This window comes from Shewanella sp. SW32 (genome assembly GCF_025653365.1).
Lineage (GTDB): Bacteria > Pseudomonadota > Gammaproteobacteria > Enterobacterales > Shewanellaceae > Shewanella > Shewanella oncorhynchi.
In genome coordinates this window covers 14052-36162 of the sequence record NZ_JAKKSJ010000030.1, presented here as the reverse complement: position 1 = coordinate 36162, position 22111 = coordinate 14052, and the positions used below count along the sequence as shown (strand labels likewise).

Genomic DNA, 22111 nt, shown 5'->3' with positions numbered 1-22111 from the left:
AAATCACTGGGATGTGTTAACTTATTCCCCTTAGAAAAAAATAGTTTTTTATGCAAAAAACGATTAAGAAAAGTTATAATCCCGCCTTAGTGATTAGGGATATTAGAACTTACGCATTTTATATGGAGCACAAAATGGATTTTCGCGTCTTGGTACTGAGCCTGTTGTTATGGCTGTTTCCCTTTGGGGCCAGTGCTATAGACCAATTAGATGAACTCACTGAATTCGTCTACCAATATCCCAGTAAAGCACTCACTCAAATAACAGCGTTAGAAAAACAATTTGCGACCAGTGCAAGCTCAGATATCAATCGACTCAGATTAAGTGTATTGAAATGCCAAAACCTACTACAAATAGGGGAAAATGAAGCCGCTATCAACGTTGCTCAATTAGGCGAAGCAAACGCTAAACAACTTAAGCTAGATCAAGTACGACCTTACTTTTTGATTTGCCAAGCCGACGCCAACCTTAGCTATAACAATATTCAAAATGCCCTACCTTTGCTTGATTCAGCCATTAACCTAGCGCGACGTTACCAGCAACCACAAGCCTTAGTCGATGCCTTACGCTTACGTGGCCAACTCGATACTGACACTGATAACTTCTCCTCTGCTATCGAAGATTTACGCCTCGCGATTGATATTTATCCGGATATTCATACTCAAAACCAAAATTGGATTTGGCCACCACAGGCCTATGTGTATGCCGCGATGGGAAATTTACTTTATGCCACCCATGATTTCCCCCAAGCCATGTATTACACCAACTTAGGTATACAAAGTGCCGATGCAAAAGGGAAGGTTTTACACTTTATTTTACGCAATGCAGCTCGGATAGCGCTTGATAATCAAGAGTTTGATTACAGTGATAAACTCGAACAACAAGCTAAAGCGCTTTTACCTGAGCTCGGTTCGCCACTTGAACTCGCCTACAGTTATGCCATTTTGGCCTCAATCGCGCTCGATAAAGGCCGCATCGATAATGCCGAAGAATATCTTTCTATCGCGATTAATACGTTTAAAAAACAAAATCAACAATTAGCGACAATGCGTTCAACTCGCCTACTCGCCCAAATTCGTTTTGCTCAGCATCAAGAAGATGCCGCTTTAATCCTCATGAATCACGCAATTGAGCAAGCTGAAAATCTAAAACAGTATTCTGATCTCAAAGGATTTTACGGGATCATGAGCGATCACTACTTAGAAAAAGGGGATTTTAAACAGGCCTATTCTTTCTTACTCAAACGTTATCGAGCGGCCGAGCTCACCAATCAAGCGATGAATAATGCTCGGATATTGCAGTTTAAGGCACGTCTAAATCAACAAGATCTGCAGCAGGAGCCAAATAGCACTGCACCAGAAAAAGATTCAATCTTACAAGAGCTAAATGTCGATTGGGCCTATAGCACACTGTTCTTAATCGCGATGGCATTATTGGGCGGAGCGATTTGGTATTTGATTGATAAACAGAATAATCGTGCCCCACATATTGAAGGTAATGAACCTGCGGAAACGCTGCTCCAACAAGTCACATCAGCATTAAACAGTGCCAAACAAGGTAATTACCCACTGTCTTTATTATTGTTTAATGCGAGTCAGATCCGTCAAGTTGACCTACCTATCTTACAGGATGAGCTACAACACAGACTACGGGAGCAAGATAAGTTAATCCGATATTCGATGGATGAAATTGTCATTATCCTGCCGCATACCTCGGCAACTGGTGCTAAAAGAGTCGTTAGTCAGTTAGTTGCTTGCATTCAGCCTTGGCAGGGTTCAAGTAAGGTCAATATTGGTATAGCGGCGATGCAACAGTTTGATACCTTAGAGTCTTTAATTAAGAGAGCCAGTATCAATCAATTGGGCAAGGTTAAAATCAATGAAAATAATCCAAACTATTATTCTCCCGCTAAATAAGCCGCGATTTCATCGAGAAAAGCGTCACCGAAACGGCTCAGTTTACGCTCGCCCACTCCGTTGACTGCGAGCATTTCCCCCGCGCTCGTTGGCATCATGGCTGCCATTTCTGCGAGGGTAGCGTCGTTAAAGACTAAATACGGCGGCACATCCTGCTGCTCGGCAATGGTTCTACGCAATAACTTCAACCGTGCGAACAACTTACGGTCATAATTCAACGGTGCTTTAGACTGACTCGCCTTACGTTTTGTGGTCGTTAACTGAATACGCGGTTCGGCGAGCATTAACGCTACGTCACCTTTGAGCACAGGCCGTGCTGATGGGTTTAGGGTAATAGATGAACCGCGAGTCACATCTTGACTCGCCAGTCCCAAATGAATGAGTTGGCGGATCACACTCAACCAATATTCATGGCTCTTGTCTTTACCAATCCCCCAAGTCGTGAGTTTGTCATGCCCTCGTTCGACTATCGGTGCGCCTTTCGAACCGCGCAACACTTCAATTAAATGATTGATACCAAAACGCTGGCCTAAACGGAAAATACATGACAACACCTTCTGTGCATCTTCGGTGCCGTTATAACGCTTAGGCGGGTCGAGGCAAATGTCGCAGTTACCACAGGGCTCTAATGCACTCTCATCAAAGTAATGCAGCAACACTTGGCGGCGACAGGTCTGCGCCTCAGCAAAGGCAGCCATAGTATTAAGTTTGTGGAATTCGACCTGTTGCTGCGGCCCTGGCTCGGACTGTTCAATCAAATGTCGCACCCGACCAATATCGGCGGGATCGAACAACATAAAAGCTTCTGCATCGAGCCCATCACGTCCTGCTCGGCCCGTTTCCTGATAATAGGCTTCGATACTTTTTGGGATATCGTAATGCACCACAAAACGCACATTCGACTTATTAATACCCATACCGAAAGCCACAGTGGCAACCACAATATCGATTTGGTCTTTAAGGAAACTATCCTGTACTGCACCACGGTCTTCCTGCGTCATTCCCGCATGATAGGCCTTGGCATTAAAACCTTGCAGGCATAAACGGTCAGCCACTTCATCGACACGGCGACGGCTGCTACAATAAATAATGCCGTTAGTGCCATTCTGCTGCGTTAAAAAATGTCGTAACTGATTAGCTGCATTAAGCTTTTCAGCGACTGTATAGCGAATATTGGGCCGATCGAAACTTGAAAGTAAACGGAACGGGTCAATACCGAGCCGCTCACAAATACTCTGCCGAGTCGCCTGATCTGCTGTTGCGGTCAGCGCCATCATGGGCACATAGGGAAAGAGTTGCTTTAACTGGCCGAGCGCCGCATATTCAGGGCGAAAATCATGGCCCCACTGACTGATACAATGCGCCTCATCGATGGCAAACATCGCCAGCTGGAGAGACTGCATACGCTCAATAAAATCAGCGGTTAATAAACGCTCAGGTGACACATAAAGTAACTTTAACTCACCGTGGCGTAGCTGCCTTAATACTTCGGCACTCTGCTCGCGCGGCAAAGAAGAATTCAGATAAGCCGCAGCAACACCGGTTTGCAATAAGCTATCGACTTGATCTTTCATCAAAGAAATCAATGGGGAGACGACAATAGTGATGCCATTCATCATCAAGGCGGGTAACTGATAGCACAGACTCTTACCGCCGCCAGTCGGCATGATCACTAAGCAATCTTGCCCGCCGCAGACACGTTCTATCACCTCCCGCTGACCGTCCCTAAAGTCACGGTAACCAAACACCTGCGCGAGGCGTTGCGAGAGCGGATCATCATGCGTGTCGAGTACGAGCTTTTCCATGGATCTTCTATGTCAAAAGTGAGGGGGCCTATTCTAAAGGACTGAACCGCTCCTGTCTTGCGCCATCTTGTCGTAAACCCATTCTGGATAAATGTCATCGACTAAGATCGCCCTCCCTCAACTAACCATAATGCCCATAGCCAATTTATCTTCAATCTGGCTTAAGTTGCATTCTGCGCACGCTTCACTGTAGATTAATTGCTCTAAGCCGCACTTTGTTAATCTAAGTGTTGATAACAAATCCAATTACGCCTAATACCGTCACTCAGTGACAAGGATGAGAAACCATGACAAACCCAATCCAAGCCGAAGCTTTGAGAAGAGTCGCAGCAGTATTTGATCAACATGTCCCTTTCCATAATCTACTCGGACTCGATATCAAACGTTACGATGTCGACGGTGTCGAAGTGGTCATCAATATGAAACCAGAACTTATTGGCAATATCCATCAACAGATCCTCCACGGCGGTGTCACAGCTACAGTACTGGATGTGGTCGGCGGACTTACCGCATTTGCAGGACTGGTCGCAAGCCGTGAAGATTGGACGATTGAAGAATTACAACAACGCCTCCAAACTTTAGGGACGATTGATATGCGCGTCGATTATCTTAGACCTGGCCGTGGCCTCACCTTTACGGGGACGGGCAGCGTCATTCGTGCGGGTAATCGAGTTTCAGTATGCCGCATGGAACTACATAATGAGCAAGGCACGCATATCGCCTTTGGAACAGGGACTTATATGGTGGGTTAGGCGATTAAATTTAGATGTGTATTACTGCCTTAGGGCTCAAAACTGACTAAGGTAAACGTCTTGATTAACAGGATGTTTACTGACTTTAATCGCCCATTCAATTTTTTGTGGAGATATTCTGTAACGAAAAGAACGCGGCGAATCCCTTGAGTCAGCGGTCAGACACACCTACAATCGCCACCTTGTTGTTCTTCGAAGATGTCTCATGCCAAATCTTGAATACCGCAAAGGGATCCTACTTGCCGTCAGTGCTTACTGTATGTGGGGTTTTGCGCCTTTATATTTCAAATTACTCAACCATGTTTCCGCCACCGAAATTTTGCTCCATCGAGTGATTTGGTCATTCGTGTTTATGCTGATCATTATGCAGTTTATCGGCGGTTTTTCTCGCTTACGCTTACTGTTTAAACAGCCTAAACAGTTGATGGTTCTCACCATTACTTCCATATTGATCGCGGGAAACTGGCTACTATTTATCTGGGCGGTAAATAACGATCACATGCTCGATGCCAGCCTAGGTTACTTCATCAATCCTTTACTCAACGTCTTACTCGGTATGTTATTTCTAGGCGAAAGATTGCGTAAACTGCAATGGTTTGCGGTTTCACTCGCCAGCGCTGGCGTATTGATCCAGTTAATCTCTTTTGGCTCAATTCCCATCGTCTCACTGGCACTCGCGGGTACCTTTGGTTTCTATGCGCTGCTGCGAAAAAAGGTCAATGTGGATGCTAAGGCCGGCTTATTGGTCGAAACCGCAGTGTTATTACCGGTAGCGCTGATTTATCTCGTCGCAACCTTAGACACAGCCACGGCGAGCATGCTAACTAACGATTGGCAATTGAATCTGATGTTAATGGCGGCAGGGATAGTGACTACCATTCCTTTGCTGTGTTTTGCAGGGGCAGCGGTACGTATTCCATTGTCTATGCTCGGCTTTTTCCAATATATTGGTCCGAGTATTATGTTCATCCTCGCGGTGAGTCTGTTCAATGAGCCCTTCGATGCCGAAAAAGGCGTGACCTTCGGCTTTATCTGGAGCGCGCTGCTCGTCTTTACCTTAGATATGGCCTATAAACGCAAAACGGCGTGAGCATTATCACGCCGATAAACACAGTGGCAGAAGTGATGACATATGATGATTACTTCTGTAACTGTGCTAAAAACTCACTCCCTTGCGGTACTGTTAGTAATAAACTGTAGCCTTTAGTCGTTGGCACTAACACTAACTGCGATTTATCTGTTATCGCCAAAAATGCCCTGCCTTTCCCCTGCAACTTAAACCAGCCTAATTGAAACCCTGGCATGCCTATGCCGTTCGTTTTAAAGCTCGGCGCTAAATCTGCCTCTTGCTGCAAATCGACTATGCGCGCCTCGGCAGGCAATAAATCCACGCGAGATAACTGCACTTTATAGAAGGGAACATCCACTGTGAGCTCTGTATCGGTTAACACTAATTCGGCGCTATTCGATTGATAGAAGACCCAAGAAAATCCGCCCATCACCACCAGCAATATACCTAAACTCGCCGACTTCGCTATCTTAGGCATATTTTTTAGCCATAACATCAGCAAGATACCCGCTAAACCGAGCAATAAGACGATAAAACTGAAGATAGAGGTTTGGGTTAAAGGGGCGAGTTCAAAAAATTGAGGACTCATTGGCAGTATCTCCCATGCAGTGAAGTCTTAATCTGCCAATAAAGACATATTATGTCAATAAAAATGCCAGCGCTAATATGAGTACTAGGCTGGCATTGATTGGATTGATTTAGAACGGCTTAAAGATCGAGCGCGAGAATTTTTGAGCGGCGTTGATAGTTATACAACTGCTTTTTCTTCTGTGGCAGTGCTTCAACATCTTCAATCACAAAACCATGCTCTAAGAACCAGTGAATGCTCCGAGTTGTCAGCGCAAACAAGCGTGAATAACCGCGGTTTCTAGCCTGATTGATAATGTTCTTCAGCAGTAAGCTCCCTCTATCGGCATCGCGATAATCAGGATGCACCACCAAACAAGCAAACTCACCCGCATTGTCCTCTTCAAAAGGATAGAGCGCAGCGCAACCAATCACTAAACCGTCGCGCTCAATCAACATGAACTGTTCGATTTCAATCTCAAGCTGCTCACGACTACGACGCACCAGAATGCCTTGTTCCTCCAATGGACGGATAAGGTTCAACACACCGCCAATATCGGCGATCGACGCACAGCGTAAACGCTCAGCACTCTCAGTGACGATTTGTGTACCAATCCCTTCGCGGGAAAACAGCTCTTGTAGTAAAGCACCATCTTCAAGGTAGCTAACTAAATGACAACGTGGCACACCATTGCGGCAAGCATCGATACTGGCTTTGAGAAACGCCATAGTGCCAACACAAGCAGACCCTTGCTCGGCCAGCTTGTTCATGATGTTTTGCGCATCATTTGGCATCAACTCGGCAATTACATCGCCATTACGATCGAGAATACCGTTCTGTGAGCTAAAGCCGATCATCTTGTCTGCTTTAAGCTTAATTGCCACTTGAGTCGCGATTTCCTCAGCGGTGAGATTAAAGCTTTCACCAGTAACCGAAGCCGCAATCGGCCCCATCAACACGATGCAGTGATTATCTAGCTGACGTTTTAAGCCTTGCACATCAATACGACGCACTTTGCCACTCAGACAAAAGTCCACACCATTATCCACACCCAGTGGTTGAGCAATCACAAAGTTGCCGCTCACTAAGTTAATTTGCGCACCTTGCATCGGCGTATTACTTAAACTCATGGATAAACGCGCTGTGATATCAAATTGCAGTGCCCCCGCAACTTGCTTAATCACTTTGAGCGAATCTTCATCCGTGATACGCACACCGTCGTGGTAGGCAGGCGCAATACCGTTGGCGGCTAATGCAGCATCAATCTGCGGCCTAGCGCCATATACCAACACCACTTTGATCCCTAAACTGTGCAGCAGGGCGACATCATTTAAGATGGCGCGGAATTGATTTTGAGCCAAAGCTTCACCACCCAGCATGACCACAAAAGTTTTACCTCTGTGAGCATTAACATAGGGGGCAGAATGACGAAATCCATCAACCAGTTCAGTGGTACGCACGCGTTATTTACACCTCATTTTTGAGCTGGCAGCGTCACTATGACACACCAGGAATGAATCGCTAACTTTCGCGTATGGTATTGCATTTTAATTCACATATAAAGAATTTATTCTCACTAAAGTGCAGATTTGATGATTTAAAGTGCTTAGAACCGCACTATTTTATATTTTCAGTAAGTGTTCACACTTTTTTAACTTCACAGGGGATGATTCAGCGGCATCAGTTTGCGAGGCAATTATCTCAACTTGATGACTAGCCACTAAAAAAAGTGCAAAAAAAAGCCCCTTAAATAAGGGGCTTTTCTCGAAACACTAACCAAGGATTACTTGATTTTGGCTTCTTTGTAGATAACGTGCTGACGAATAACTGGATCAAATTTTTTGATTTCCATTTTTTCAGGCATGTTACGCTTGTTTTTTTCAGTTGTGTAGAAGTGACCAGTCTTAGCTGTAGAAACTAATTTGATCTTCTCACGATTACCTTTAGCTTTAGCCATGATCTATTATACCTTCTCGCCACGGGCACGAAGTTCAGCAACAACAACTTCGATACCTTTTTTGTCGATCAGACGGATACCTTTAGTAGATACACGTAACTGTACGAAACGCTTTTCTTCTTCTAACCAAAAACGGTGGTTTTGTAGGTTAGGTAAAAAACGACGACGGGTCGCGTTTTTTGCATGCGAACGGTTGTTACCAACCATCGGCTTCTTGCCAGTAACTTGGCATACTCTTGACATGTCAATCTTCTCCAAAAACAATTTTAACGCTCGAGCATTAATGTGCCTCGTATGGCCGTCGCCCGAGGCACAAAGAGGGCGCATTTTATACACGATCACAGAGTGAAGATCAAGTGTTAGATTAATTAATCCAGCCTCGTTCTGCAAAAGAAACTATCTCTCGATCACCTACAACCATATGGTCCAATAAGGATACGTCTATGGTTGCTAACGCATTTTTTAATCGCTCAGTTATTCGTCGGTCAGCCTGACTGGGCTCGGCAATACCAGACGGATGATTATGACAAACTATAACTGCTGCGGCCTTTTTCTCCAGCACTAAGCTCACCACTTCACGTGGATATACTGAGGCTGAGTCTATTGTGCCGCGGAATAATTCGACAAATTGAATCACTCTATGCTGGCTATCCAGCAGTAAAACTGCGAACACTTCATAGGAGCGATCGGCCAATTGTCGCATTAAATAGTCCCGAGTTAAATCGGGATTTGTCAAAACCTGACCTCTTTGCAGATTTTCCTGCGCTACACGCCGCGCTAATTCGGCCGCAGCTTGAAGCTGGGCGTATTTTACAGGTCCTACGCCCGGAAGTCGACACACCTGATTTCTTGGGGCACAGAGCAGGTTTCTGAGGCCGCCAAACTCGCAAATAAGCGACCTAGCAAGGTCAACCGCGTTTAATCCAGCTAAACCGTTACGCAGCAATACTGCCAGTAATTCAGCATCCGAGAGATGCGCAGCTCCTTTTTGTAACAGTTTATCTCTGGGACCTTCGCCCTCAGGCCAATCTTTAATCCCCATGTGACCTCCCTGTCATCTCACATATTTTCACTTTACTGAGTATGGACGAGATTTTTTGAACTGGGATAGTCACTAAAATTCACCGCTTTGTGATATTGTTGCCGGCATTATTTCTATCTCGGATGATGTCTGTGAGTCTGACAAATAAAAACGTCCTGCTGGGCATTGGCGGCGGTATTGCGGCCTATAAAAGTGCTGATTTAGTACGTCGCTTGAAGGAGCGTGGTTTTGATGTGCGCGTGGTGATGAGCCAAAGTGCGATGGAATTTATCACGCCTCTGACGCTGCAAGCGTTGTCTGGACATCCAGTGGCATCTAGCTTGCTCGACCCCGCAGCAGAAGCAGCCATGGGTCATATAGAACTTGCTCGTTGGGCAGATCTCGTCATCATCGCCCCTGCAACCGCAAACCTATTGGCGCGGATTAATGCAGGCATGGCCGATGAGCTAATCACCACCACATGTCTTGCCACTGAGGCGCCAATTGCCCTGTGTCCAGCAATGAATCAGCAGATGTACCGTAATCTGGCTACACAAGCGAATTTAACTAGCCTCGCATCACGTGGTTTTACACTTTGGGGCCCCGCCAGTGGCAGTCAGGCCTGTGGTGAAGTCGGCCCTGGTCGTATGTTAGAGCCATTAGACATAGCGGAACTGGCTACACAATTTTTTGCCACCCCTGACGCCGTTGAATTTAAGCCACTCGCAGGACAGTCGGTGCTGATCACCGCCGGACCAACCCGTGAAGCAATTGATCCCGTCAGATACATTTCAAATCACAGTTCTGGAAAAATGGGCTTTGCACTCGCCAAAGCCGCGGCAGATATGGGTGCAGCAGTCACCTTAGTCTCTGGCCCAGTGAATCTAAGCACCCCAGAAGGCGTGACCCGCATCGATGTTGAATCGGCGAAAAATATGCTCGATGCTGTGATGGATAACGTTGATAAAAAAGATATTTTTATTGGTTGCGCCGCCGTTGCTGACTATCGAATTAGCGACATCGCCACCTGTAAGATCAAAAAATCGGCAGAAGAAATGCAACTTGCGCTGGTGAGGAATCCTGATATCTTAGCCACGGTTGCGAGCTTACCTAACCGTCCTTTTGTGGTGGGATTCGCCGCAGAAACCCATGATGTAGAAACCTACGCCCGCGATAAGCTCAAACGTAAAAACTTGAACATGATCGCCGCAAACGACGTTTCCGTTGCAGGTATTGGCTTTAATGCCGATGCCAATGCCCTGCGAGTGTTCTGGCCGCAAGGTAGCCAAGATTTGCCCGCCACTGACAAACTCACGCTGGCACGGCAATTACTTTCGTTGATAGTGAAAGAAAAAACAAATACATGAAAACACCGATTGAATTAAAAATTCTCGACTCCCGTATCGGCTCAGAATTTCCTTTACCTGCCTACGCCACGCCGGGCAGTGCAGGCATGGATCTTCGTGCCATGATCGACACGACTTTGACCATAGCACCGGGTGAAACCGTGCTTATTCCAACGGGGATTGCCATTCATGTGGCCGACCCAGGACTTGCAGCGGTGATTTTACCGCGCTCAGGTCTTGGCCATAAACACGGTATTGTACTGGGGAATCTAGTCGGACTCATAGATTCAGATTACCAAGGCCCCTTAATGGTATCTTGTTGGAATCGTGGTGACAGTCCATTCACCTTAGAAATGGGCGATCGTCTCGCGCAACTGGTGTTTGTTCCTGTGGTACAAGCACAATTCAAACTCGTTGATGAGTTCGACAGCTCAGACCGTGGTGAAGGCGGATTTGGCCATTCAGGCACTAAATAATCCCCTAAGTCGTTATTGAGCCAAGGATACTGCAATGGCTGTAAGCCCAAAAATTAATCGTCGTGAACACATTCTGCAATGTCTAGCGCAGATGCTAGAAACCAACCCCGGACAAAGGATCACCACAGCGAAACTGGCCTCAGAAGTCGGTGTATCGGAAGCCGCACTGTATCGCCACTTCCCGAGTAAAGCGCGGATGTTCGAAGGCTTAATCGAATTTATCGAAGAGTCGTTATTGTCGCGCATCAATTTAATCATGGATGACGAAAAAGACACCATGAAGCGCTGCCAGTTGGTACTGCAACTGCTGCTGATCTTTGCCGAGCGTAACCCAGGAATTTCCCGCGTTCTCAACGGTGATGCTCTACTCGGTGAAAATGAACGCCTGCGAAGCCGTATTGGTAACTTATTTGCCAAAATTGAAACCCAGTTAAAGCAAATTTTACGGGAAAAAACCCTGCGAGAAGGTAAAGGCTTCAACTTAGACGAAGCCATATTAGCCAATTTACTGTTAGCCTTTGCCGAAGGCCGCATCGCCCAATTTGTACGAAGTGAATTCAAACTCAAACCGACGACACACTTCGATGAACAGTGGCGTTTTATCCAGCACCAACTTTTACAAAGCTAATGATTTTTCAACATAAAGGACGGTAACTATCGTCCTTTATGTTCGGTATTCCTTCCTTGTTTCGCCCCATCTTTTGTTTTATCCTCGAAAAACATTTTAAGAACAAAAAACACAATGATTTTACAAGGATGTCAGATGAAACTCTTCCGATTAGCCGCATTGGCGACACTTTGCTTACCAATACTTCCAATATCCACCTTTGCAGCCAATAGCTCCAACGCGAATGCGTTATCGCAAGCACAATTATTCAGCAAAGGTGATGAGTACTCGGATGTAAAAATATCGCCTACTGGTAAATATTTAAGCGCTATCACAAGTGTCGAAGGTAAAAACGTTCTCTTAATCTTAGATACCCAAACCAAAAAACTCCTCAATGCGATACGTTTTCCCGATAATGCTCAAGTCGGCGACTATGAATGGGCCAACAGTGAGCGACTGGTACTGGCAAAAGAATACCTAAAAGGCTGGCAAGACACACCTATCTACTACGGTGAATTGATGGCGGTAAATGCCGATGGTTCACGAAAAGCGTATTTATTCGGCTTCGAGAGTGGCGAGCAACAAACAGGTTCAAATATCAAGAAAAACACCCCTATGCGTGCGAGCGCGTTTATCCTCGATCCTCTGCCAGATGATGAACGCTACATGTTAGTCAATGCTATTCCATGGAATGATAGGATCAATCTTGACTTTGAACTATCACAAGATGTCTATCGCGTAGACTTGTTCAATGGCACACGTAAACGCATCACAGGCTCACCTATCGGCAGAGCCCGTTTTATGACAGACCATCAAGGTGAAGTCCGCTTCGTTGCAGGTGAGGACAATAAAAACATTACTAAAGTGTTCTACCGCAAAGACGGTAACTGGGTAAATACCGATAAACTAAATCTAGGTCTTGCTGATTTTAAACCACTCTCCTTTGCCGATGATAAAAATACGATTTATGCAGCAGGACGCTCCCAAGGTGAAACCTTAGGGGTTTATAAAATTAATCTCGAAACAGGCGATAAAACTGAAATCATTCAGGATGAAAACGTTGACCCTAGCAACTTTTGGATTAACGGCACCAATAAACAACTTTACGCCGTCGAGTTTGAAAATGGTTACCCAAGTTATGCCTTTGTCGATAATGAGGATTCGCACGCTAAATTGCTAAAAGATCTGCTTGGTGCTCTCCCCGGCCATCAAGTACGAATTGTTAGCGAAACCCGAGATGCAGCAAAACTCGTCGTACTTGCGTTTAATGATCGAAACCCTGGCGATTACTACATATTTGATACGAAAACACTAAAACTTGAATATCTAGCCGCCGCTAAAAAATGGCTCGACCCAGAGCAAATGGCTGATGTTAAACCCATCAGTTTCACCAGCCGTGATGGTAAACAACTCCATGGATATCTAACGCTTCCCTTTGGTAAAGAAACTAAAAACCTACCCTTAGTCGTCAATCCACACGGTGGTCCACACGGTATACGTGACTGGTGGGGCTTTGACCCACAAAACCAATATCTAGCAAGCCAAGGCATAGCTGTTCTACAGGTCAACTTCCGTGGTTCAGGCGGATATGGCGATCAATTTGAACGCGCTGGCTATCAAAAATGGGGCTCAGATATTCAGCATGACATTATCGATGCAACCCAGTACGTTATTGACCAAGGTTTTGCCGATAAGGAACGCATTTGTATCGTTGGCGGCAGTTTTGGTGGGTACAGCGCCTTGCAGAGCGCAGTGCTTGCGCCAGATATGTTTAAATGCGCCATAGGTGTAGCTGGCGTATATGATCTTGAATTGATGTTTAATGAAGGCGATGTCGCCAACAGCCGTTCTGGTACTAGCTATCTCAAGGATGTGCTTGGCCAAGATAAAGCGGTACTTAAAGCAATGTCTCCTTCTGAAAACGTCGATAAACTCAAAGCAAACATACTATTGGTGCATGGTGGTGAAGATGAGCGAGCGCCAATTGAACAACTCGAATCCCTCGAAAAAGGCCTAAAAGCTCACAATTATCCTTACCAAAAACTGGTGATGGACAATGAAGGCCACGGTTTTTATAACGATGAGCATAGAGCGAAATACTATGAACAAATGCTCAGTTTCCTAAAAACCAATCTGAAACTTTAGAATTGACTCAAACTTGCCGACACTACTAGGCTAAACTCGATTCGCAGTGGCTGATTTAAAGCCGATCTCCGATAAGGACTATCGGCTTTTTCATATGGCCTATGCGCGTTTTTCGGTATGAATTGTCTGCAATTCGCGCTATCCTCCTCCCCCTATTCTTGCCCTAGCGAGAATAACAATAATTTGTATCTGATGCTGAACAGCCCTAGTACTACACGATGATCAGCATAGGTTTTCTGTTATAGCCGCTACGACGTAGTGGAGGATAAGATGGCATTAAGTGAAGCAGCAGTAAAAGTACAAGCCGCGTTATTAGAACGTGGACTTGAAACCCCAATGCTCCCAAGCGTTTACAGCAGTGAAGAACGTAAAGACAAGATTGAACATCATATGAAAGAAATCCTGACATTAATGTCATTGGATCTGTCAGACGATAGCCTTGCCGATACGCCGCGCCGCATTGCTAAAATGTACGTCGATGAAATCTTCTCCGGCTTAGATTATGCGAACTTCCCTAAGATAACTGTGATCGACAATAAGATGGGCTTCGATGAAATGGTGCGAGTACAAGACATTAGCCTTACCAGCACCTGCGAACATCATTTAGTGACGATCGATGGCACTGCCACCATAGCTTATCTACCACGCAAAAAAATCATTGGTTTATCAAAGATTAACCGTATTGTACGTTTCTTTGCTCAACGCCCTCAGGTACAAGAGCGTCTAACTCAGCAAGTGTTAGTCGCGCTGCAAACTTTGCTCGAAACCAAAGACGTTGCCGTTAAAATGGATGCCGTGCATTACTGCGTCAAATCCCGTGGCGTGATGGACTCCACCAGTTCGACCACTACCACAGCGCTGGGCGGTATTTTCAAATCTAACCCCGCAACTCGCGCCGAGTTTTTGCACCAGTCTAAATAAATGTATTGAAACTTAACGCTATTTAAAACGTGTCGAAATCAATAGCAACCAATACAGCTCAATAAAAAACGCTGCGATTCCTTCTATAGAATCGCAGCGTTTTTTGTTTTCATACCAACTCAATCAAACCCTTCTCAACCTAGCGAAGATCAATGCCAGTTGATTAACTGATTTCACCAAGCCTGCGATAGCCGCTTGATCAATACCAGCCGTCAAACACTAGACTTAAATGCCGTATTGCTCGCGATACTGACTCACGGCGGCAAGTTGCACTTCCATCCCTGGTTTTTCAGACAAATAACTGATTAGGTCGGCGAGTTTAATAATTGCCACTATGCCGCAACCAAAATCACGCTCCACCTCTTGAATTGCCGACAATTCGCCCTTGCCCTTTTCTTGTCTGTCTAAGGCAATCAAAACGCCCGCTAATTGTGCTTTATGGGCTTCGATGATTTCCATCGATTCACGGATCGCAGTACCGGCAGTGATCACATCGTCCACCAGCATCACGCGGCCTTTAAGCTCGCTACCAACTAAGCTGCCACCTTCGCCGTGATCTTTTTTCTCTTTGCGGTTAAAGCAGTAAGGAATGTCAATATCGTGATGCTCACACAGGGCAACGGCCGTAGTGGTCGCAATCGGAATACCTTTGTAAGCAGGGCCAAACAGCAAGTCGTAATCAATACCTGAATCCACTAACGCAGCGGCATAAAAACGGCCCAGACGCGCTAAATCACGGCCAGTATTGAACAAACCCGCATTGAAGAAATAAGGACTGATACGGCCCGATTTAAGGGTAAATTCGCCAAATCGCAACACCTGACGTTCTAGGGCAAATTCAATAAACTCACGTTGATAAGCTTTCACAATATCTCCTTACGACTTTGTATTTTAATGGTTTTTTATTATGGGGAATTTTTATTCGGTACAGGGCTTGCTTTACACTAGCATCTTGCTGCAGATAAAAAGCTGCAGTTAATAAAAAGCCCCGCACTCTATAACATGACGGGGCTTTTTCATCACCACAATATTAGTTCAGTGCGGCTTTCTGCACATCGACGATTTCACGAATACTGTTCTTCGCCAATGCCAACAGTTCGAGTAATTCTTCGTGGCTGAATGGCTCGCCTTCGGCGGTGCCTTGAATTTCGATGATCTTGCCCGTTTCCGTCATCACCACGTTCATGTCAGTTTCGGCGGCGCTGTCTTCGATATATTCTAGATCGCTTATTGCTTCACCCTTGTAAATACCGACGCTGACAGCAGCGATAAGGAATTTAAGCGGGTTAGATTTAATGATGCCTTTACCACGCGCCCAGTTCAGCGCATCCACTAAGGCCACACAAGCGCCAGTGATAGAAGCAGTGCGCGTGCCACCGTCAGCTTGGATCACATCACAATCGATCACGATAGTGTTTTCGCCTAGGGCTTTCATATCCACACAGGCGCGTAGAGCACGGCCGATAAGACGTTGAATTTCTTGCGTACGACCAGATTGTTTACCGCGAGCAGCTTCACGATCCATACGGCTATGGGTCGAACGTGGCAACATGCCGTATTCAGCCGTTACCCAGCCTTGACCCTGACCTTTAAGGAAACGTGGCACACCTTCAGTAAAACTGGCGGTACAAAGCACTTTCGTTTCGCCAAATTCCACTAACACAGAACCTTCGGCATGGGCCGTAAACTGGCGAGTGATAGTGATGGGACGAGTTTGTGCTGGCGTTCTGTTACTTGGACGCATGCGAGATTCCTGTATTCTGAGTCATTGACCGATTTTGGCTGCATATTATAAGGGCTTGAGCCTTAGGATGCCATGCTTAGGGTGATTCTCTGGCAAACTCATCACACTCAAACACCTAATCCCGGTCGCTATTGGCGGTATGCCTTTAATCCTAAAGCCATTGACTCTATAATCGCCCCTCATTATGACGATTACACCATTAGGACAACCCATGATCCAAAGCATGACAGCCTACGCTCGCATCGAGCACAAAGCACAATGGGGCACTGCCTCCTGGGAAATTCGCTCAGTCAATCAACGTTATCTCGAAACTTACCTACGTTTACCCGAGCAATTCCGCAGCTTCGAACCCGTACTGCGCGACCGCCTTCGTAAACGTTTAAGCCGCGGCAAAGTGGAAGTCAATTTGCGTTACGAATTGGCAGATAACAGCAATAACGAGCTACAGTTGAATCAAGCGCTAGCAAAACAGCTATTAGGCGCCGCCACTTGGCTCAAGCAAGAAGCGGGACAAGGCGATGTCAATCTGACCGACATCCTGCGCTGGCCGGGCGTGCTAGCGAGCGGTGAACAAGATATGGATGCCATCGGCGCCGATCTGATGACAGCCTTCGACTCAGCCATAGATCAATTCATCGAAGCCCGTGGCCGTGAAGGCGAAGCCATCAAAGACATGCTGTTAAGCCGCTTAGACGGAGTCAGCGAGCAAATCGCGGTCGTACGCGAGCACATGCCAACGGTGATGCTGTATCAACGCGAAAAGCTCACCAACCGCCTTGCAGAAATCAAAGGTGAACTCGACCCAGCCCGCATCGAGCAAGAAATGGTGCTTCTGGCTCAGAAACAAGATGTCGCCGAAGAAATGGACAGACTCGAAGCCCATGTGGCCGAAGCTCGCCGCATCCTCAAAAAAGGCGGCAGCGAAGGTCGCCGTTTAGATTTTATGATGCAAGAATTCAACCGCGAATCGAACACACTCGCCTCTAAATCCATCAGCACTGAAATCACCTCAGCCGCAGTTGAACTTAAAGTGCTCATCGAGCAAATGCGCGAGCAGATCCAAAACGTTGAGTAATGATAGTTAACGCGTTTTAGATACCAAAAAGCCCTTAATTTAAGGGCTTTTTGTATTTTATGGCACTGAGAAAAAACCTGTTAAAAGTGCTTTTGAAATGCTCAAAATCGGACGCTATGCAGTGCATTAATACACAAGGATTTGTAATGGAACTAAATACCATACCTACGATTGAATCGCTTTTAGAGCAAAATGCCATCCACTTTATCGGCAATCCTGAATGGACTTACCGTTTTATTGGTTTAGTCATCCCTAACAATGTCGAGTCACTTTTTTGCTATGGTTGACCGCATGTCCCGAGATTCAAACCTTTTGGCTTATTGGACTCTGTAGATCTATGTGCGAATACGCCACTCATCGAGTTGGTGACTGAAAAAACGATTTTTAACACCTGAAGAGCTCAAACAGTATCAATCAGTGAAGAAAATCCATACATTGCAAAAAATGAAGAATATTGGCCACATGTTTAATAGCGATACATGCCATACCTGTGCATCCAACTTATATGGTGTCGTGTATTAATTTAACACCTAGTCCAAGCCACTGTGTTTGCCTCAACAAGATGAAAATGGGTACAGAAAATTAGCATAATTAAGTTGTGGCTGATGTCGATTCAATCGACATGTATTGCAAACATGTTTACAAAGCAGCAATTAATCGACACATACAACTGATTTAAAACTAGAGTAAAAATTGAAACAGCTTGACTCAATACGATTAATGTCACCTAACCATTACCGTTTCTAAGCTATGCGCTTAATTCTGTCAGTTAAACCGTTCAATATTGAATCCTGTATGTGTGGTGGAAAATCATCTGGCAGCTGCGCTTTAACCTTAACAACCACAGCCTCTACCTTGTCAGCAATGTCGCGCATCATCTCCATCATAATCCCAGTATCAAAGCCCACAGCTTTAGCAGTTTGGATAAAGTGCCGTGGAAAAATTTGATTGATTTGATACTTCTTACCCTTAGCCGCCTTGAGGCCCATAGCGAGCTTGGCATCACGAATATTTAAGCCTTTACCACCAATAACAGGGTACATGGATAAAATATCGTAAAAAGGCGTTAGTCGATATCCGCCATCGACCTCAATGAAGAGTGAGAAGTTTTTAGCATGACCATCGGTTGCGGCTAAAAGCCAAAACAAAACCTGAGACTTGATGAAGTTATATCTGTCGCGCTCCGAGTTCATCGAACCCAATAGATAAGGCATAATTTGTTCAATACCCGGGCCACCATGGCTCTCATATTTCTTCGCTGGTGGAATATTTAATGTCTGACAAAAGTCCTCTTGGGGCAGCCGCATAATCCATGTGCCATCTGAAGAGAGCCTGCGATCGAATCGCTCCACAGCAAGCGCTTTAATATCACCCACTTTGATTATTGAGCACCGGGGTGCATCTAAGCCAAACTCTCTGACTATCATCATGCACAGGTATTCATTCTCGACGCTGTCAGACATATCTATACTGTGAGAGTGGCTGTTTATTTCACCTATAGGTAGCTTAATGATATGGGTAGTGGGTGTCGATTTGATAGGTAATCGCCACTCTCCATTGAGTTTAAGTAATGCCGTCTTTTCTTGGGCACCGGCAATAGAAATCCTAAAGTCATCGTCATCGGCTAGCATGCCTAAGGGGATATTGGACTGATAACCCTTGAGTACATTTTCCAACTGCTTATCGGATAGCGGTTTAGACTCAATCTTTTTGGTATCAAAGGGGGGCTGACCATGGGGGACAAGCTGTAATGCACCCACACTGTCTTGACCAATTTTAGCGAGTAAGTCAAACGCTTGTGTCGAATCAGCATTATGACGAGCAACGACCCTGTTTCTCACTTCGAGATTATCAGGTAGCAAATTATCGAAGAAGTTATAAACTTCATCACCTTTATAGGCTTGCTTGCGTAGCGGCATAGACAAAGAAATTGGGCGACTACCGGGTATCGCTAGCCACTGCTGGGCATACGCAAACTGATGAGAGCCTGTGGATGATTTGGTCAATTCACCCACAAGGTAGCCATTCATATAAACATCAAGCACTGCCATTACCACTCCTCCTTCCATTCTTGCTCAGGCACGGTGGCGTTATCATGGCGGCGCTCATCCACCAGCTGTGGATTCCGAACCTTTATATCTAGCTCTAGGTTTAATGCAGAAAGGATCTTAAACAGCGTTTCTAATTTGGTCGAATCCGGGTTCAACTCAAAGCTTGAAACGGTATCCTGGCGAATACCTACCTTGCTAGCCACCTTGCTTTGCGAGAGCTGTGCGTTCAGTCGCGCATCTTTTAGATACGTACTCAACTGTTTTGCGTTGGTCACCTTCATGATAGCTTTACCTTTAAACTGTTCTTAACTCTTACTGTACACGCTAAAGCAGGTAAATCAAGGTTTACACGCTTAAGCCGTTAAAAAACACATTCACACGCTATAGGCGTTAAATATAGTTCAACCCGCTATGGCGGGTAGCCTGACCATAAAAGACAAAAGAAATGGGGGAGTCATTGCCAAGGAGTGCTGAATTTAATTGAAATGCAGAACCGACACAACTAACCACTTCACACTTAACAAAGTGGGACTAAAGTGGTGACTAATATCACTTAAAAATAAAGAAATTAAATTCAACACATTGATTTATATAGCAACAATAAGAAACCAACATTCAGTTCCAAAACGTTGAGTAATGATAGTTAACGCGTTTTAGATACCAAAAAGCCCTTAATGTAAGGGCTGTTTGTATTTTATGGCACTGAGGAAATATCAGTTAAAGCACTCACTCTTAGCCAAAAATATCGAGTGCGAAGTGCTGAGCTAGGCTCAGTGAACAATTATTTACGGTAACAGGATTTTTTGCAGCTCTTGGTGCGAGCTCACTTGATAGTGTGGGGCGATACCGGCGGGTACATCGTGGCCGTGGACGTTATACCAACAAGTATGAATACCTGCGTTGATACCGCCTTGGATATCTGAATGCGGGTTATCACCGACCATGAGCACAGCATCGCGCTCAGGATGACCCATGAGTTCGAAGGCATGTTCGAAGATGCCCACATCAGGTTTGGCTATGCCGACTTTTTCTGAAATCACTAAAATATCAAAATGATGCTGTAAGCCTGTACGCTCTAATCGCACGGTTTGTAGCTCAGTGAAACCGTTAGTGATGATGCCTAATTTTGCCTTACCTTGGAGCGCGGCTAATAACTCGCGGGCACCGGGTAGCGGCGAACAAATTTCGGCCATTGCCGATAAAAAGGCACTATTAAGCGTCATCGCCGTGACAGATAATTTGGCTGCCCAAGGCTCGAAACGTATGGTCTGCAACTCAGCAGCAGTTATCTTGCCATCTTGATAATCGACCCAAAGTGGTTTGTTAACTAACTGATACTCATCAAAATCGGCTTGGGTAAAATCGACCCCAAACTCACTAAACATCAATTTAAGCCCTTTTAAGGCATCGAAATAAAATAGGGTTTCATCGGCATCGAACAAAATCCATTGGTAAGGCAAGGACATAGGAACTCTCTTTCTGACAAAATAGCTAAGACCCATCCTATGCCGTTCAGTGGCATAGAGAATGGTACATCGGCGATTGCGGCAACACTGTGGCTAACTACCTAGCAGTAATCAAGATAAGCGATAAACATGAGCGATGAGAGTGAAAATAACTAGGCTTCACAGTCGACACCCGCAATCAGCAAGTGCATTAGTCTACCTTGCATCAAGGGCGATGATAACCACGATAATAAAAACTGACTGTTGAGGTATCATCAACAATAATGGCAGGGGAACGCGATAATCTAAGGACACCATGGAGCACTTTTCAGCACTACCTATCTTTGTCACTGTAGTGGAATGCGGTAGCTTTTCGCTGGCCAGTCAAAAGCTTGGACTAAGTAAATCGGCTGTGAGTAAACGCATTACCCTATTAGAACAAAGTCTGGGTATTCAACTTTTGCACCGTACCACTCGCAGCTTAAGTCTTACCGAAGCGGGCGCCCGCTATTTTGACTATGTTCGTCCTGCCGTTAAACTCGCAGAGGAAGGGTTAGACGCCATTTCTGAGCTACAACAAGCGCCTCAGGGCAATTTACGCATCGCCGTCCCTATGGTATTTGGTCGCTTGCATATCGCCCCTTTGATCCCCGAGTTTCTGCGCCTTTACCCGAAAATACAGCTGCAAATGCAGATGGATGATAAGACAACCGATTTAATTGCTGGCGGATTTGATCTGGCGATTCGTATCGGTGATCTACCAGATTCAAGCCTTATTGCCCGTAAAATCACCCCTTGTTTAAGTGTCATATGCGCCTCACCCGAGTATCTTGCTCGCCACGCTGCGCCACAAACGCCGCAGCAACTCAGCCAACATAACTGTTTGTTCTACTCATATTTTCGTGATGGTGTTGAATGGACCTTCTTAAGCCCGCAGGGCACTACGCGCATCCAGCCAAACGGTAACTACCAAGTCAACAATAGTGATGCTATCCACCAAGCCACACTCGATGGTCTAGGCATAGCCAACCTGCCCCGCTTCATGGTCGACGCCGACTTACAAGCAGGCCGCCTACAAGCTTTGCTCACAGACCATCCCCTCCCCGAACATGGCATCTACGCGGTTTATCCGCAGCGGAAATATTTGCCGACTAAGGTGAGTGTATTGATCGAGTTTTTGATGGAGAAGTTGGCAGAAAGACTGGGGAAGTAG

22 protein-coding genes are annotated in these 22111 nt (G+C 45.6%); 11 read left to right on the top strand and 11 right to left on the bottom strand.

Annotated elements, in window-relative coordinates; all coding sequences use genetic code 11:
• The first annotated feature begins 134 nt into the window (after positions 1-134).
• Positions 135-1916, top strand: a complete 1782-nt coding sequence (locus tag L5M28_RS17305) for a diguanylate cyclase domain-containing protein (protein WP_263197882.1) — start codon at positions 135-137, stop codon at positions 1914-1916.
• Here the strand turns inward: L5M28_RS17305 and recQ are convergent.
• Complete coding sequence (gene recQ / locus L5M28_RS17300; RefSeq protein WP_263204070.1) at positions 1898-3721, bottom strand: DNA helicase RecQ; 1824 nt, start codon at positions 3719-3721, stop codon at positions 1898-1900. The two genes, L5M28_RS17305 and recQ, sit on opposite strands and share 19 nt — an antisense overlap.
• Positions 3722-4008: 287 nt before the next feature.
• Here recQ and L5M28_RS17295 point away from each other — a divergent pair, with 287 nt between their 5' ends.
• Both L5M28_RS17295 and rarD read left to right on the top strand, forming a co-directional pair.
• The gene (locus L5M28_RS17295) at positions 4009-4473 is read left to right on the top strand and encodes a thioesterase family protein (RefSeq protein WP_263197877.1); all 465 of its coding nucleotides are present in this window, start codon (positions 4009-4011) and stop codon (positions 4471-4473) included.
• 205 nt (positions 4474-4678) lie between these two features.
• Complete coding sequence (gene rarD, locus L5M28_RS17290) at positions 4679-5563, top strand: EamA family transporter RarD (RefSeq protein WP_198572571.1); 885 nt, start codon at positions 4679-4681, stop codon at positions 5561-5563.
• 49 nt (positions 5564-5612) lie between these two features.
• Here the strand turns inward: rarD and L5M28_RS17285 are convergent, their stop codons facing one another.
• The 5 genes from L5M28_RS17285 to radC all read right to left on the bottom strand — a co-directional run bounded on the left by L5M28_RS17285 (position 5613) and on the right by radC (position 9109).
• The gene (locus L5M28_RS17285) at positions 5613-6131 is read right to left on the bottom strand and encodes a PH domain-containing protein (protein WP_198572570.1); all 519 of its coding nucleotides are present in this window, start codon (positions 6129-6131) and stop codon (positions 5613-5615) included.
• A 119-nt stretch (positions 6132-6250) separates the two neighbouring features.
• On the bottom strand, positions 6251-7570 hold the full coding sequence (gene argA, locus L5M28_RS17280) for an amino-acid N-acetyltransferase (RefSeq protein ID WP_105251176.1): 1320 nt from the start codon (positions 7568-7570) through the stop codon (positions 6251-6253).
• Between the two features lie 323 nt (positions 7571-7893).
• Positions 7894-8067 (bottom strand): 50S ribosomal protein L33, encoded by a 174-nt coding sequence (gene rpmG, locus L5M28_RS17275; RefSeq protein WP_006079871.1) that lies wholly within the window; start codon positions 8065-8067, stop codon positions 7894-7896.
• Positions 8068-8073: 6 nt separating this feature from the next.
• On the bottom strand, positions 8074-8310 hold the full coding sequence (rpmB, locus tag L5M28_RS17270; RefSeq protein ID WP_006079870.1) for a 50S ribosomal protein L28: 237 nt from the start codon (positions 8308-8310) through the stop codon (positions 8074-8076).
• Between the two features lie 121 nt (positions 8311-8431).
• Positions 8432-9109, bottom strand: a complete 678-nt coding sequence (radC, locus tag L5M28_RS17265; protein ID WP_113941095.1) for a RadC family protein — start codon at positions 9107-9109, stop codon at positions 8432-8434.
• Positions 9110-9231: 122 nt separating this feature from the next.
• Between radC and coaBC the strand changes: the two genes are divergently transcribed.
• The 5 genes from coaBC (at position 9232) to folE (ending at position 14583) form a co-directional block, all read left to right on the top strand.
• Positions 9232-10455: a bifunctional phosphopantothenoylcysteine decarboxylase/phosphopantothenate--cysteine ligase CoaBC gene (gene coaBC / locus L5M28_RS17260; protein ID WP_168826592.1), complete on the top strand. Its 1224-nt coding sequence runs from the start codon at positions 9232-9234 to the stop codon at positions 10453-10455.
• Positions 10452-10910: a dUTP diphosphatase gene (gene dut, locus L5M28_RS17255; protein WP_168826554.1), complete on the top strand. Its 459-nt coding sequence runs from the start codon at positions 10452-10454 to the stop codon at positions 10908-10910. Before coaBC ends, dut begins: the two co-directional genes overlap by 4 nt.
• Positions 10911-10944: 34 nt before the next feature.
• Positions 10945-11538 (top strand): nucleoid occlusion factor SlmA, encoded by a 594-nt coding sequence (slmA, locus tag L5M28_RS17250; RefSeq protein WP_113941097.1) that lies wholly within the window; start codon positions 10945-10947, stop codon positions 11536-11538.
• A 135-nt stretch (positions 11539-11673) separates the two neighbouring features.
• Entirely contained in the window at positions 11674-13662 is a 1989-nt protein-coding gene (locus tag L5M28_RS17245) for an alpha/beta hydrolase family protein (protein WP_263204069.1), read from the top strand.
• Between the two features lie 270 nt (positions 13663-13932).
• The gene (gene folE, locus L5M28_RS17240) at positions 13933-14583 is read left to right on the top strand and encodes a GTP cyclohydrolase I FolE (RefSeq protein WP_006079864.1); all 651 of its coding nucleotides are present in this window, start codon (positions 13933-13935) and stop codon (positions 14581-14583) included.
• A 225-nt stretch (positions 14584-14808) separates the two neighbouring features.
• Here folE and pyrE read toward each other — a convergent pair whose 3' ends face one another.
• Together pyrE and rph are read right to left on the bottom strand one after the other, a co-directional pair.
• A complete protein-coding gene (pyrE, locus tag L5M28_RS17235) occupies positions 14809-15450 on the bottom strand; it encodes an orotate phosphoribosyltransferase (RefSeq protein WP_006079863.1) in 642 nt (213 codons plus the stop codon).
• 163 nt (positions 15451-15613) lie between these two features.
• Positions 15614-16327, bottom strand: a complete 714-nt coding sequence (rph, locus tag L5M28_RS17230; RefSeq protein WP_006079862.1) for a ribonuclease PH — start codon at positions 16325-16327, stop codon at positions 15614-15616.
• A 211-nt stretch (positions 16328-16538) separates the two neighbouring features.
• On the opposite strand from rph, the gene L5M28_RS17225 reads away from it, so the two are divergent.
• Together L5M28_RS17225 and L5M28_RS17220 are read left to right on the top strand one after the other, a co-directional pair.
• Positions 16539-17402 (top strand): YicC/YloC family endoribonuclease, encoded by an 864-nt coding sequence (locus L5M28_RS17225; protein ID WP_006086670.1) that lies wholly within the window; start codon positions 16539-16541, stop codon positions 17400-17402.
• Positions 17403-17548: 146 nt separating this feature from the next.
• Positions 17549-17689 carry a hypothetical protein gene (locus L5M28_RS17220; RefSeq protein ID WP_258547664.1) on the top strand — a complete coding sequence of 47 codons (141 nt, stop codon included), beginning with the start codon at positions 17549-17551 and terminating at the stop codon, positions 17687-17689.
• Positions 17690-18145: 456 nt separating this feature from the next.
• On the opposite strand, the gene L5M28_RS17215 is transcribed toward L5M28_RS17220, so the two are convergent.
• The 3 genes from L5M28_RS17215 to yjjG all read right to left on the bottom strand — a co-directional run bounded on the left by L5M28_RS17215 (position 18146) and on the right by yjjG (position 20919).
• Positions 18146-19453 carry a type II toxin-antitoxin system HipA family toxin gene (locus L5M28_RS17215; protein WP_263197147.1) on the bottom strand — a complete coding sequence of 436 codons (1308 nt, stop codon included), beginning with the start codon at positions 19451-19453 and terminating at the stop codon, positions 18146-18148.
• Positions 19453-19734 (bottom strand): helix-turn-helix domain-containing protein, encoded by a 282-nt coding sequence (locus L5M28_RS17210; RefSeq protein ID WP_006079858.1) that lies wholly within the window; start codon positions 19732-19734, stop codon positions 19453-19455. Before L5M28_RS17210 ends, L5M28_RS17215 begins: the two co-directional genes overlap by 1 nt.
• Before the next feature lie 504 nt (positions 19735-20238).
• Positions 20239-20919 (bottom strand): pyrimidine 5'-nucleotidase, encoded by a 681-nt coding sequence (gene yjjG, locus L5M28_RS17205; protein ID WP_131523988.1) that lies wholly within the window; start codon positions 20917-20919, stop codon positions 20239-20241.
• A 295-nt stretch (positions 20920-21214) separates the two neighbouring features.
• Here yjjG and L5M28_RS17200 point away from each other — a divergent pair, with 295 nt between their 5' ends.
• Positions 21215-22111, top strand: coding sequence for a LysR family transcriptional regulator (locus tag L5M28_RS17200; RefSeq protein WP_263197149.1), 897 nt, complete (start codon positions 21215-21217; stop codon positions 22109-22111).